The following is a 13,514-nucleotide window of genomic DNA, read 5'->3' as shown; positions in this document are numbered from 1 at the left end:
TAGTCATATCAGTCGATTCCGCCCGTGAGGGTCGTCTGCTCAGCATAGTCGAGGTGTTTGACGAGCTGCGCGCGCAGCCGGGCACTTACCTCGGCAAATTCAATCGATCCTGCGTGATCGCTCAGCTGGGTCATGGCCAGCCCGGCGTAGCCGCAGGGATTAATCCGTCGAAACGGTTCCAGGTTCATATCCACGTTCAGGGCCAGGCCATGAAAGGAACAACCGTGGCGAATGCGCAAACCCAGAGAAGCGATTTTCGCTCCGTCGACATAGACGCCGGGAGCATCCGGCTTGGCCGCGGCGGTGACGCCGTAGCTGGCCAGCAGTTCGATCAGGCAGGCTTCCATGCGGCTGACCAGGTCGCGCACGCCGAAACCCAGCTCGCGCACATCCAGCAACAGATAGGCCACCAGTTGCCCGGGGCCATGATAAGTCACTTGGCCGCCGCGATCGACCTGCACGACTGGAATATCTCCCGGCAGCAACAAGTGTTCGGCCTTGCCGGCCTGGCCCTGCGTGAACACCGGCGGGTGTTCGACGAGCCAGATTTCGTCGGCGGCAGCGTTGCCGCGTTCGTTGGTAAAGCGCTGCATGGCATGCCAGACCGGCTCGTAAGCCATCTGGCCCAGCTCGCGAAAGCCCAGCGTGCCGTGCATCACAGCACCATGTGCACGAAGCCGGTCGCCCGCAGTTCGCTGTTGATGTTGTACAGCTGATCCTGATCGGTGGCGACAATGTGCAGCTGGATGGTGGTGTACTTGCCGGTGCTGCTTTGACGTTCGTCGATGCGCTCATCATTGATGGTCGCGTGTTTCTTGACGATCTCGATGATCTGGTCTTTGCGGCCGACGCCCGTATCGCTGATCACCTTGACGGGATAATCCGTAACAGGGAATTCGATCTTTGGCGCCTTTACTTCGGTATCGGTCATGGCGTAACGGCCTCTAATAGCACAAGCCGTGGTAACGCACATGGCCCCGCACCGGATCGGGGCGGGGCCATGCAGGTCAACACTGAATCAGTTGAACAAGCCGTAGAAGAATAGTCGGATGCTATCCCACATGCGGCGGAAGATACCACCCTCCTCGACGCCATCCAGAGCGATCAGGTCGGCGCTGTGCACCACTTTGTCTTCCAGTTTGACTTCGACTTTACCGATCACGTCGCCCTTGGCGATGGGTGCGACCAGTTGCGGGTTCATGGTCATGCTGGCAGCGAGCTTCTTCAGCTGGCCTTTTGGCAGGGTCATGGTCAGGTCTTGCGCCAGACCGGCCTTGACCTGGCTGGTGGTGCCTTTCCATACCGGCGCCTGCGCCAGTTCAGTGCCCTTCTGATAGAAGGTCTGGGTTTCGAAGAAGCGGAAACCGTAAGTCAGCAGCTTCTGGGTTTCAGCGGCACGGGCCACTTCGCTGTTGGTGCCGAACACCACGGCGATCAGGCGCTGGCCGTCACGTACTGCCGAGGACACCATGCAGTAGCCGGCTTCGTCGGTGTGGCCGGTTTTCAGACCGTCGACGGTCTTGTCGCGCCACAGCAGCAGGTTGCGGTTAGGCTGCTTGATGCCGTTCCAGAAGAACTCTTTCTGCGAGTAGATCGCGTAGTGAGCCGGGTCTTCGTGGATGATTGCGCGAGCAAGGATCGCCATGTCGTGAGCGGACGAATAATGCTCAGGGTTCGGCAGACCGGTCGGGTTCATGAAATGGGTATTGGTCATGCCCAGTTCGGTGACGGTCTTGTTCATCAGGTCGGCGAAGGCGTCTTCGCTGCCGGCGATGTGTTCGGCCAGGGCGACGCTGGCGTCGTTACCGGACTGGATGATGATGCCGTGCAGCAGGTCGCTGACAGTCACCTGCGAGCCAACCTTGATGAACATCCGCGACCCGCCGGTGCGCCAGGCGTTTTCGCTGACGGTCACCGGGTCATTTTCACCGATCTGGCCGCGACGGATTTCCAGGGTCGCGATATACGCGGTCATCAGCTTGGTCAGGCTGGCCGGTGGCAGACGCTGGTCGCCGTTGTTTTCGACCAGTACGTTGCCGCTGCTCGCGTCCATCAGAACGTAGGCCTTGGCGGCCAGTTGTGGTGGCGACGGCATCATCTCGGCCGCGAAGGCGGCTGGCGAGAGGAGCAGCGGGACTAGCAGACACAGGCGTTTGGCAAAGGTGGTGATGTTCATCCGTCTCTCGAAATCGCTAATGGAAACTTGCCCGAAGGCAAAACTTATTCAGACAGCCTTCTAACGGGCCATCGCGTGTTCAGTTGCTCACTCCAGTCACCCTTGCCGGGCTTTTGTTCTTCGACGAGCCAACAACCTGGTTCACCCCCCGAATACCGCAAGTGAACCGTCAATCAAGGTCTACGTATTACTCGGTGACCACGCTGGGCGAACCCAGGTTGGCCAGACGCACACTGTTCTGCACCTGGGCGATCTCACCCGGCGAGCCGATCGGCCCCAGGCGTACCCGGTGCAGGGTCTGCTGATTGCGCACGATCGAGCTGATGAACACCGGCGCGCTCACCATCCCGCTGAGCTTCGACCTCAGCAACTCGGCAGCGTCCGGGTTGGCGAACGCGCCCACCTGCAGATACTGGCCAGACGCTGGTGCAGAAGCGTTTTTTTTTGCATCGATCTGCACGGGCACCACGGCCGCGGCATGTTGCTGCGGCGGCGGCGTCCACTGCTCGACGGTGCCGGCCGAAGCCGTAATCACTGGCGCGCTGGTCTGCGCCACTTGCGGCTCGTTGAGCATCAGCGGCGCCGGACGCCCCTTGGCCGCCCACCACTGCTGCGGATCGATGCCTTCGACCTTGACCCGCGCGGTGCCGGTCTCGGCATAGCCGAGCTTCTTCGCCGCCGCGTAGGACAAGTCGATGATGCGATCGGAGTAGAACGGGCCACGGTCGTTGACGCGCAGGATCACCGTCTTGTTGTTGTCCAGGTTCGTCACCCGAACGTAACTTGGCAGTGGCAAAGTCTTGTGCGCGGCGCTCATGCCGTACAGGTCATACACTTCGCCGTTGGCGGTGTTCTGACCATGGAACTTGGTGCCATACCAGGACGCCGTGCCCGAAGCCACATAGGTCTTGGATTCCTGCAGCGGGAAATAAGTCTTGCCCAGCACGGTATACGGGTTGGCCTTGTACGGGCCGGTGTGCAGGGTCGGCGTCGCATCGGGGATGCGCGAGACATCGACATCCCACCATGGCGCGCCGTCTTTGTGCGCACGGTTGATGTCCAGGCCCGGTTTGGCGCGGACAGCGGTGGACGGGGTTTTCTGCGTCGGCGTGCGGCTGGTCGTGCAACTGGCGACCAGGACTGCCAACGCAGCGAAAGCCACCAGCTTCAGGGGTTTATTGTTAGGCAATGCCTGCATTACTTGACGCCCCGTGCTTGTACCAGCTGTTCAGACAGTTGATGTACGGCCATGGCGTACATCACGCTGCGGTTATAACGCGTGATCGCGTAGAAATTCTGCAGGCCCATCCAGTATTCAGGGCCGTTGTCGCCTTCGAGGCGAAATGCGGTAACCGGCATATCATCGCGCAGCGCATCATGACTTGACCAGCCCAGCGCCCGCAACTCTGCGACCGTCTTCACTGGTTCAATGCCGGTGGTCAGGCCTTCATCGACCTGCTCGCCGCGCACATCGGCGCGGCTGACCACCGGTTCACCGGCGACCCAGCCATGACGCTTGAAATAGCTGGCGACACTGCCGATCGCATCGTCCGGGTTGTTCCAGATATTGATGTGGCCGTCACCGTCGAAGTCCACCGCGTAGGCGCGAAAGCTGCTCGGCATGAACTGCGGCAGGCCCATGGCCCCGGCGTATGAGCCTTTGAGGGTCAGTGGGTCGACTTGCTCTTCACGCGCCAGCAGAAGGAACTCACGCAGTTCCTTGCGGAAAAATTCGGCACGCGGAGGATAGTCGAAGCCGAGGGTCGATAGAGCATCGATCACCCGGAAATTTCCGGTATTACGTCCGAAAAAGGTCTCGACGCCGATGATCGACACGATGACTTGAGCCGGCACGCCATATTCCTGCTCGGCACGCGCCAGCGTCGCCTCGTGCTGGCGCCAGAAATCCACACCGCGAGCGATGCGCGCGTCGGTAATGAACATCGGACGATATTCGTTCCACTGTTTGACCCGTTCGGCGGGCTTGGAGATGGCGTCGAGGATCGACTGCTTGCGTTGCGCCTCGCGGAACACACCCATCAGTTGTTCACCGGCGAAACCATAGTCGCGGGTCATTTCACCGACGAATTCGGCCACCTGCGGCGAGCCTTCATAGTCGCCGGCCAGCGCTTCCTGCACGCTCCCCAGCAGGCCCATCAGGCCAACCAGCGGCGCGCATCGAGTCGCCCAGCCACGCATTACTTGCATTGCACTCTTCACCTTATTCAAACCTGTGCGATCCACTTGCGATGGGTATGGATCGACATCAAAACCCCAAACGCTGACAGCAGCGTCACCAGCGAAGTTCCTCCGTAGCTAATGAACGGCAACGGCACCCCTACGACCGGCAACAGGCCACTGACCATACCGATGTTGACGAAAACGTAAACAAAAAAAGTCATGGTCAACGCGCCAGCGAGCAATTTGCCAAACAGCGTTTGCGCCTGGGCGGTGATTACCAGCCCGCGACCGATCAACAACAAGTAGATCAGCAGCAGCGCGCAGATACCCACCAGACCGAACTCTTCGCCAAGCACGGCAATGATGAAATCGGTATGGCTTTCCGGGAGGAAGTCCAGATGCGACTGGGTGCCAAGCAGCCAGCCTTTGCCGAATACGCCACCTGAACCGATGGCGGCTTTCGACTGAATGATGTTCCAGCCGGTACCCAGCGGATCGCTTTCCGGATCGAGGAAGGTCAGCACGCGCTGCTTCTGGTAGTCGTGCATGACGAAAAACCACATCGCTACCGACACCGGCACCGCCGCCGCCAGTACGCTGAGAATCCAGCGCCAGCGCAGGCCACCCATGAACAGGACGAAGGCGCCACCGGCGAGAATCAGCAGCGAGGTACCCAGGTCCGGCTGGCGCACGATCAGAATGAACGGCACGCCAATCAGCATCAGGCTGATGCCGACATGTTTGAGTTGCGGTGGCAAGGTGCGTTTGGACAGATACCAGGCGATGGTCGCCGGCATCAGGATCTTCATGAACTCCGAGGGCTGGAAGCGGATTACCCCGGGAATGTTGATCCAGCGCGTGGCGCCCATGGCGTTGTGGCCCATGATGTCGACGACGATCAGCAAGACCACGCCGATGACGTAACCGAGCGGGACCCAACGGGCCATGAACCGCGGCTCGAGCTGGGCGATGACAATCATCGCCACCAGGCCGATGCCGAACGACGTGGCCTGCTTGCCGAGCAGATCCCAGCTCTTGCCGCTGGCCGAATACAGCACGAACAGGCTGCCGGCGGCGAGGATCAGCAACAGGATCAACAGCGGGCCATCGATATGCAGCCTTTGCAGCAACGTCGCACGGCGACGCATCACATCCTCGCTGGAGAGCATGCGATCGAAATTATTCATCACGGGCCGTGGCCTCCGCAGTGATAGGGCTGGCGTACTCGGCTTTCAGGTGGCCGTTCTGGTCGAGCAACCAGGCGTCCATGACCTGGCGCACCACGGGCGCGGCAACGCCGGAACCGGACTCACCGTTCTCGACCATCACCGAAACCACGATTTTCGGATCATCAGCCGGGGCGAAGCCGACGAACAGGGCGTGGTCGCGATGGCGCTCCTGGACCTTGGAACGGTCGTATTTTTCGCCCTGCTTGATCGCCACCACCTGCGCGGTACCGGATTTGCCGGCGATGCGGTATTGCGCGCCGATCGCCGCTTTGCGCGCGGTACCACGAGCACCGTGCATCACCTGCTGCATGCCGTGGTTGACCTTGTTCCAGTCGGACGGGTCACGCAGGACGATGTTCGGCATCGGGTTGTCATCCACCGGTTTCACCCCGTCGAGGGACTTGGCCAGATGCGGCCGGTTCCAGATGCCTTTGTTGGCCACCAGCGCAGTGGCCTGGGCCAGCTGCAGCGGCGTCGACTGCATGTAGCCCTGGCCGATCCCGAGAATCAGGGTCTCGCCGGGGAACCACGCCTGTTTGCGCGTTGCGCGTTTCCATTCGCGGGACGGCATCAGGCCCGGGGACTCTTCGAACATGTCCAGCGAAACCTTCTGGCCGATGCCGAACTTGTTCATGTAGGTCGACAGCCGATCAATGCCGAGCTTGTGCGCCAGGTCATAGAAGTAGGTGTCATTGGATCGCATGATCGCTGTGTCGAGGTCGACGAAGCCGTCACCGGTGCGGTTCCAGTTGCGGTACTTGTGATCGTAGTTGGGCAGCATGTAATAGCCCGGGTCGAATACCCGGCTGGATGCCGTGACCACGCCGGCGTCGAGACCGGCAATCGCCACCGCCGGCTTGATCGTCGAGCCCGGCGGGTACAGACCGCGCAACACGCGGTTGAACAGCGGCCGGTCAATGGAATCACGCAACTCGGCGTAAGCCTTGAAGCTGATCCCGGTGACGAACAGGTTGGGATCAAAACTCGGCTGACTGACCATCGCCAGCACTTCGCCGGTTTTTGGATCGAGCGCCACCACCGCGCCACGCCGCCCGCCCAGCGCGGCCTCGGCGGCTTCCTGCAACTTGATGTCGAGGCTCAGGACGATGTCCTTGCCGGGAATCGGATCAGTGCGCTTGAGCACGCGCAATACGCGGCCCCGGGCGTTGGTCTCGACTTCTTCGTAACCGACCTGACCGTGCAATTCCGGCTCGTAGAAACGCTCGATACCGGTCTTGCCGATGTGATGGGTGCCGCTGTAATTGACCGGATCCAGCGACTTCAGCTCTTTCTCGTTGATCCGCCCCATGTAGCCCACCGAGTGCGCAAAATGCGCGCCCTGCGGGTAATGCCGGACCAGTTGCGCAACCACTTCCACCCCGGGCAGGCGGAACTGGTTCACCGCAATCCGGGCGATCTGCTCTTCGGTCAGCTCGAACAGGATCGGCACCGGCTCGAACGGCCGGCGCCCCTGACGCATGCGCTTCTCGAAGATCACACGGTCCTCGGGCGTCAGCTCCAGCACCTCGACGATGACGTCGAGCACCTGTTGCCAGTCGCCGGAGCGCTCGCGGGTCATGCTCAGGCTGAAGCTCGGCCGGTTGTCGGCCACGACCACGCCGTTGCGGTCGAAAATCAGCCCGCGCGTCGGCGGAATCGGCTGCACGTGGACGCGGTTGTTTTCCGACAGGGTCGAGTGGTACTCGTACTGGATAACCTGCAGGTAATACAGGCGCGCGATCAGCACACAGATCAGCGTCACGATCACGATCGCACCGAACACGACACGGCTGCGCACCAGACGGGCGTCCTTTTCGTGGTCCTTGATGCGGATCGGCTGAGACATGAGGGCAGGCTTACTTGTGGTAAGGGTGGCCGGACAACACGGTCCAGGCACGGTACAACTGTTCGCCGATCAGGATCCGCACCAGGGGGTGCGGCAAGGTCAGCGGCGACAACGACCAGCGCTGGTCAGCGCGGGCACAGACTTCCGGTGCCAGCCCTTCCGGGCCGCCCACCATGAAGTTGACCGTGCGCGAATCCAGGCGCCAGCGATCGAGTTCGACCGCCAGTTGCTCGGTGCTCCACGGCTTGCCGTGAACCTCCAGCGTGACGATCCGCTCGTTGTGCCCGACCTTGGCCAGCATGGCTTCGCCTTCCTGGCGGATGAAACGGGCCACGTCGGCATTCTTGCCACGGGTGTTGAGCGGAATTTCCACCAGTTCCAGCGCCAGTTCGGACGGAAGACGCTTGGCATATTCATGCCAGCCTTCTTCCACCCACTTGGGCATGCGTGAACCGACGGCGATCAGGCGCAGTCGCACAGCAATCCCTTAGAACTGGTCTTTGTTGAGCTTGGTGAAATGCTCGTGGGTGTTTTCCGGGCTGTGATGCTTGGCGTCGGCCGCACGGCTTTGCTCGGCACCGGCCCACAGACGCTCCAGGTCGTAGAACTGACGCGCCGAGGCGGTCATCATGTGCACGATTACCAGATCGAGGTCGAGCAGCACCCAGTCGCTGTCGCCCTTGCCTTCTTCGCCCAGCGGCTTGGCGCCCTGCTTTTTCACTTCCTCGCGGACCTTGTCCAGCATCGCGTTGATCTGGCGATTGGAGGTACCGGTGGCGATGATCATGTAGTCAGTGATGCTTTGCTTGTCGCGCACATCAATGATCTGGATGTCCTGGGCCTTGACGTCTTCCAGCGCAGCGACGGCAATCTTGACCAGTTCGTCGCCCTTGAGCGGCTCGTTGGTGTTGACGGCTTCCGGCAGTGGTGCGCTCTTGAACGTGCCTTTGCGCTTTACTTTCGGTAGATCTTTATCAGTCATATGAAACTCGTTTTGCTCATGTATTCGGCGGCTTGGGGATACGGTGATTCGTATCCGTGAAGCACGCCTTGTTCAGTTCGACGCACGGTACAGACCGTGCGCATCGATGTAGGCCAGGACCGCGTCGGGCACCAGGAAACGTACCGACTTACCGCTGGCCAGCAGTTGACGGATCTGGGTGGCGGAAACCGCGAGCGGTGTCTGCCAGACGAATGCAATCTGTCCGCTCGGCCCTTTCAGGGCCAGCGGGTCGCTCACCGAACGCGCTGCCAGCAGGTTGCGCAAGGCATCCGGCGGTTCGCTGTCGGCGTCCGGGCGCTGTAGCACCAGGATGTGGCAATGCTGGAGCAACTCCTCCCAGCGGTGCCAAGTGGGCAGGCCGCAAAATGCGTCCCAGCCCAAAAGCAGAAAAACCTGGGTCTCGGCGGGCATTTCTGCACGCAGCGACTCCAGGGTATCGATGGTCCAGGACGGTTTGTCCCGCTGCAACTCGCGGGCGTCCACTACCAGCGGCGGCAATCCGGCCACCGCGCACTCGACCATCGCCAGCCGATCCTGCGCCGCTACCTGCGGCGTACCACGATGCGGCGGCCGCGCGTTCGGCATCAGACGCAACTCGTCCAGCGCCAGCGCTTCGACAACTTCCAGCGCGCCACGCAAATGACCGATGTGCACCGGATCGAACGTACCGCCCAGCACGCCAATGCGTTGCGGGCGTGACTCGCTGCCGGTGTGCGGCGCTGTCAGGTCGAGGTCGGTCAAGTCAGACCGTCGCCTGGCCGCGCAACTGGCCATCGCCGACCACGATGTACTTCTCGCAGGTCAACCCTTCAAGCCCGACCGGGCCGCGGGCGTGCAGCTTATCAGTAGAAATGCCGATCTCGGCACCCAATCCGTATTCAAATCCATCGGCAAAGCAGGTCGGCGTGTTGATCATCACCGAGGCCGAGTCGACTTCCGCCACGAACCGCCGGGTGTCAGCGAGGTTTTCGCTGACGATCGAGTCGGTGTGATGCGAGCCGTAATGGTTGATGTGTTCGATCGCCTGTTCCAGACCGTCGACCACGCGGATCGAGAGGATCGGCGCCAGGTACTCGGTGTACCAGTCGTCTTCGCTGGCCGCTACAGCCTCGATGATCGCCTGGGTACGCTCGCAACCGCGCAGTTCGACGCCTTTTTCGCGGAACTGCGCAGCCATCGAAGGCAGGAAATCCCTGGCAACAGCCTGATCGACCAGCAGGGTTTCCATCGCGCCGCAGATGCCATAACGGTAAGTCTTGGCGTTGAAGGCGATGCGCTGGGCTTTTGCCAAATCGGCGTGTGCGCTGACGTAAACGTGGCAGATGCCGTCCAGGTGCTTGATCACCGGCACGCGGGCATCGCGGCTGATGCGTTCGATCAGGCCACGGCCACCACGGGGGACGATGACGTCGACGTATTCCGGCATGCTGATCATCGCGCCGACAGCGGCACGATCAGTGGTTTCCACCACTTGCACCACCGCGGCGGGCAGGTCGGCCTCGGCCAGACCACGCTGAATGCACGCGGCAATCGCCCGATTGGAGTTAATCGCCTCGGAGCCACCGCGCAGGATGGTAGCGTTACCGGATTTCAGGCACAGGCTGGCGGCATCGATGGTCACGTTCGGCCGGGATTCGTAGATGATCCCGATGACGCCCAGCGGTACACGCATTTTGCCGACTTGAATGCCCGACGGACGGAAGCTCATGTCGCGGATCGCGCCGACCGGATCCGGCAACGCAGCGACCTGGCGCAGACCGACGATCATGCCGTCGATGCGTGCCGGGGTCAGTTCCAGACGTTCCAGCAGCGCCGGTTCCAGACCGCTGGCGCGCCCGGCAGCCAGATCCAGCTCGTTTGCTGCGGCCAGCTCGGCGCGAGCGGCGTCCAGGGCATTGGCGGCAGCCTGCAAGGCGCGGTTTTTCTGCGCGGTGCTGGCGCGACCGATGACCCGGGAGGCAGCGCGGGCGGCGCGACCCAATCGGGTCATGTAGTCAAGAACGGACTCAGTCATGGTCTGCTGGGGTCTTGGCAAAGAGGAAAGCGGCAGATTATAGCTGTCGCGTCCCGGGACTAACAGCGGTGACGGGCGGATGGTCGAAATGAGCTGCGTTTGGCCGTCGTTCAGACGTAATTAAGCTCAGCGTTGTTATCATCACGACCTCTTGAGCCTGGATAAACCTTGCCCATCATGACCAATGTGCCCCTTTGCCCCGAGTCCGCCCGCCTGCCCGTGGGCCTGCCGGACAGTTTTTTCGACCGCGACGCGCAGGTGCTGGCACAGGCTCTGCTCGGCAAAGTCATCCGGCACCGCGTCGGCGATCTGTGGCTGAGTGCGCGGATCATCGAGACCGAAGCGTATTACTTTGCGGAAAAAGGCAGCCATTCCTCACTGGGCTATACAGAAAAACGTAAGGCTTTGTTTCTGGATGGTGGGCACATCTATATGTACTACGCCCGTGGCGGTGACTCCTTGAACTTCAGTGCGCAGGGTCCGGGCAATGCGGTACTGATCAAATCCGCCTATCCGTGGGTTGATGAAGTCAGCGGTCCGGCGAGTCTGGCGCAGATGCTGCTGAATAATCCCGATGCCCAGGGCCGGCCGCGTCCGACGCAAAAGTTGTGCGCCGGACAGACCTTGCTGTGCAAGGCGCTGGGTTTGAAAGTGCCGATGTGGGATGCCAAGCGTTTCGATCATGAATTGCTGCTGGTCGAAGATACGGGGCCGGCGCCCTCGCAGATCATTCAAACCACCCGGCTGGGCATTCCGCTGGGGCGCGATGAACACTTGATGTACCGCTTCGTTGACGCTGCATATGCGCAATGGTGCACGCGGAACCCGCTGCGACGGGGTCAGGTCGAAGGCCGGGATTTTATTCTTCTGTAAACGCTTACCCCTGTAGGAGCTGCCGCAGGCTGCGATCTTTTGATTCTGCTTTAAAGAAACAAGATCAAAAGATCGTAGCCTGCGGCAGGCTCCTGCCGGAATCATCAATAGTCTGGAGTTTTTTGTATGGGCCCATGGCTCGATAGCATCACCGCATGGCTGGGTGCCAATCCACAGTGGCTGGCCGCAGCGGTGTTTCTCGTTGCGTGCGTGGAATGCCTGGCGATTGCCGGGCTGATCGTGCCGGGCACGGTGTTGCTGTTTGCCGTGGCGGTACTGGCCGGCAGCGGCGCCTTATCGTTAAGCGAGACGCTTCTGCTGGGCTTTCTCGGTGGCATTCTCGGCGATCTGATTTCATATTTCCTTGGCCGCCATTTTCACCAGAACATCCGACGCCTGCCCGGCCTGCGCCATCACCCGGAATGGATGGCAGGCGCCGAGTCGTATTTCCAGCGTTATGGCATCGCAAGTCTGCTGGTCGGGCGTTTCATCGGCCCGCTGCGGCCGATGCTGCCGATGGTCGCCGGGATGTGCGACATGCCCTTTCCGCGTTTCTTCGCCGTCAGCCTGCTCGCTGCGGCCGGCTGGAGCCTGGCCTATCTGCTGCCGGGTTGGGCCACTGGCGCCGCGTTCCGCCTGCCATTGCCTGAAGGTTTCTGGCTGGAGGCCGGAATTGTCGCCGCCAGCATCGCGCTGATGGTCGGCCTGAGCGTCAACAGCAGCGTGCGTCGCCATCGTCGCGCGACGATCTGGATCGGCGGCATGAGCCTGTTGATCCTGATCGGTCTGTTCATCGGTTACCCGTATCTTACGGCGCTCGACAACGGCGTGATGACCCTGGTACAGGAACATCGCCAGCCAGCGCTGGACGAAATCGCCGTGACGCTGACCCTGATCGGCGAATTTCGCAACATGTTGCTGTTCAGCGCCCTGCTCGTCGTACTGCTGCTGTTGTGCAAGCAGTGGCGCCAGGCGATGTTCGCCGGTGCCACCATGCTGATCACAGCCATGGCCAATACCGGGACCAAATACTTCTTCGCCCGAGTGCGCCCCGAAGTACTCAGTGATCCACTGACCACCTACAGCATGCCCAGCGGCCACGCTTCTGGCGCGTTTGCCTTGTTCCTGACGCTGGGCGTGCTCGCCGGTCGCGGCCAGCCGCCACGCATGCGCCTGACCTGGCTGCTGATCGCTTGCATCCCGGCGCTCTCTATCGCCTTGTCGCGGGTCTATCTGGGGGCGCACTGGCCAACCGACATCCTGGCCGGCGCCATGCTTGCCAGTTGCGTTTGCGCCGCGATGCTATGGCTGAGCCAGCGCCAGACTTCCCTCAACCCGCTGCCGTTCAGGATCTGGTGGCTGATCCTGCCATCGATGATTGCCCTGTTCGGCTTCTTCGTACTGCGTCATCTTCCCCATACGCTGCTGCGTTACGCTTATTGATTGAAACGGCACAAGCGTTATTTTCTCGCACTGCTCTTTTCGGAAACTTCCGACAAGGGCAGCGCGATTAACTTATTCGAGCTTTCCAATTGCTCGTAAGTTTTCGCGCGTCAGCTCAGTAACTTTCCCACCTGTAAGCATCCGAAAAAACCGGGTTACACAATTCAACCCTTCGCACTGCCATAAACAACTCCCAACTAAAGAAAAAGCATTAGATTGACCCACCTAACTCAATAACTTCGATCATCAAAACACTTCAATTAACCATACTTTGGAGTTTGTGGCTGTGTTGCTGATCCATCACCCGAGTCATTCATGAGCCCAAAGCTGCCACGCAAACCAGCCGCCACCCTACGACCACCCGCCCCCCTCAAAGTGGTCCCCCATGAAGAAAACATGCTGTTCAACTGGGCAGCCCGCGAAACGCCCCCGACCCAGTTCCCCTCCGACGACTTCGAAGGGCTGATTTCGGTCACCCGCAGTGGATTGCCGGCCGAGCGCATCTGGCTGCTCAATTCAGTACCGACCAAAGCCGCCCGCATCGATGACATCGCCGGGCAGGCCGGCGACCGCGCCGAACGGATCGAAGCCGCCACTCGCGCCGGCCATGCCAATGTCTGGGAATACGACAGCTTGATCGACAGTGCCGAAGCGGCAGCCAATTCGATCGTCAGCCTTTCCGGCAACCGCAACGAATTCGTCTACGACGTTACCTGGCCGTGAGTACGCAACGGCCTGCACTGAAGCCC

14 protein-coding genes are annotated in these 13,514 nt (G+C 61.0%); 3 read left to right on the top strand and 11 right to left on the bottom strand.

All coding sequences use genetic code 11. The annotated features are described in order from the left end of the window. Positions 1-8: 8 nt before the first annotated feature. From lipB to ACP7D9_RS17610, 11 genes are all read right to left on the bottom strand, one after another. Positions 9-656, bottom strand: coding sequence for a lipoyl(octanoyl) transferase LipB (gene lipB / locus ACP7D9_RS17660; protein WP_426158843.1), 648 nt, complete (start codon positions 654-656; stop codon positions 9-11). Beyond that, a complete protein-coding gene (locus ACP7D9_RS17655) occupies positions 656-931 on the bottom strand; it encodes a DUF493 domain-containing protein (protein WP_093098020.1) in 276 nt (91 codons plus the stop codon). The genes lipB and ACP7D9_RS17655 overlap by 1 nt, the downstream gene beginning before the upstream one ends. Positions 932-1,018: 87 nt before the next feature. Continuing rightward, a complete protein-coding gene (locus ACP7D9_RS17650; protein WP_016773028.1) occupies positions 1,019-2,176 on the bottom strand; it encodes a D-alanyl-D-alanine carboxypeptidase family protein in 1,158 nt (385 codons plus the stop codon). Positions 2,177-2,363: 187 nt separating this feature from the next. Continuing rightward, complete coding sequence (locus ACP7D9_RS17645; RefSeq protein ID WP_101160609.1) at positions 2,364-3,374, bottom strand: septal ring lytic transglycosylase RlpA family protein; 1,011 nt, start codon at positions 3,372-3,374, stop codon at positions 2,364-2,366. Beyond that, positions 3,374-4,384, bottom strand: a complete 1,011-nt coding sequence (gene mltB / locus ACP7D9_RS17640; RefSeq protein WP_137215661.1) for a lytic murein transglycosylase B — start codon at positions 4,382-4,384, stop codon at positions 3,374-3,376. Before mltB ends, ACP7D9_RS17645 begins: the two co-directional genes overlap by 1 nt. A gap of 17 nt (positions 4,385-4,401) precedes the next feature. Next, positions 4,402-5,505: a rod shape-determining protein RodA gene (gene rodA / locus ACP7D9_RS17635; RefSeq protein WP_042610663.1), complete on the bottom strand. Its 1,104-nt coding sequence runs from the start codon at positions 5,503-5,505 to the stop codon at positions 4,402-4,404. A 31-nt stretch (positions 5,506-5,536) separates the two neighbouring features. After that, the gene (gene mrdA, locus ACP7D9_RS17630; protein ID WP_426158840.1) at positions 5,537-7,432 is read right to left on the bottom strand and encodes a penicillin-binding protein 2; all 1,896 of its coding nucleotides are present in this window, start codon (positions 7,430-7,432) and stop codon (positions 5,537-5,539) included. A 10-nt stretch (positions 7,433-7,442) separates the two neighbouring features. Beyond that, positions 7,443-7,910: a 23S rRNA (pseudouridine(1915)-N(3))-methyltransferase RlmH gene (rlmH, locus tag ACP7D9_RS17625; protein ID WP_011063671.1), complete on the bottom strand. Its 468-nt coding sequence runs from the start codon at positions 7,908-7,910 to the stop codon at positions 7,443-7,445. 9 nt (positions 7,911-7,919) lie between these two features. Then, on the bottom strand, positions 7,920-8,414 hold the full coding sequence (gene rsfS, locus ACP7D9_RS17620) for a ribosome silencing factor (RefSeq protein ID WP_016773024.1): 495 nt from the start codon (positions 8,412-8,414) through the stop codon (positions 7,920-7,922). A 72-nt stretch (positions 8,415-8,486) separates the two neighbouring features. After that, the gene (gene nadD, locus ACP7D9_RS17615) at positions 8,487-9,209 is read right to left on the bottom strand and encodes a nicotinate-nucleotide adenylyltransferase (RefSeq protein ID WP_101160615.1); all 723 of its coding nucleotides are present in this window, start codon (positions 9,207-9,209) and stop codon (positions 8,487-8,489) included. Further along, the gene (locus ACP7D9_RS17610) at positions 9,178-10,449 is read right to left on the bottom strand and encodes a glutamate-5-semialdehyde dehydrogenase (RefSeq protein WP_426158837.1); all 1,272 of its coding nucleotides are present in this window, start codon (positions 10,447-10,449) and stop codon (positions 9,178-9,180) included. Before ACP7D9_RS17610 ends, nadD begins: the two co-directional genes overlap by 32 nt. Before the next feature lie 177 nt (positions 10,450-10,626). On the opposite strand from ACP7D9_RS17610, the gene ACP7D9_RS17605 reads away from it, so the two are divergent. From ACP7D9_RS17605 to ACP7D9_RS17595, 3 genes are all read left to right on the top strand, one after another. Next, on the top strand, positions 10,627-11,322 hold the full coding sequence (locus ACP7D9_RS17605) for a DNA-3-methyladenine glycosylase (RefSeq protein ID WP_101160620.1): 696 nt from the start codon (positions 10,627-10,629) through the stop codon (positions 11,320-11,322). A gap of 126 nt (positions 11,323-11,448) precedes the next feature. Continuing rightward, positions 11,449-12,765 (top strand): bifunctional DedA family/phosphatase PAP2 family protein, encoded by a 1,317-nt coding sequence (locus ACP7D9_RS17600; RefSeq protein WP_426158835.1) that lies wholly within the window; start codon positions 11,449-11,451, stop codon positions 12,763-12,765. Between the two features lie 396 nt (positions 12,766-13,161). Beyond that, positions 13,162-13,488 (top strand): hypothetical protein, encoded by a 327-nt coding sequence (locus tag ACP7D9_RS17595; RefSeq protein WP_426158833.1) that lies wholly within the window; start codon positions 13,162-13,164, stop codon positions 13,486-13,488. The last annotated feature ends 26 nt before the right edge of the window (positions 13,489-13,514 follow it).

The sequence above is a fragment of the Pseudomonas sp. TSRC2-2 genome (genome assembly GCF_049897785.1).
Taxonomy (GTDB): Bacteria; Pseudomonadota; Gammaproteobacteria; order Pseudomonadales; family Pseudomonadaceae; genus Aquipseudomonas.
The sequence above is the reverse complement of the archived record's forward strand: the minus strand, read 5'-3'. Positions and strand labels throughout refer to the sequence as shown.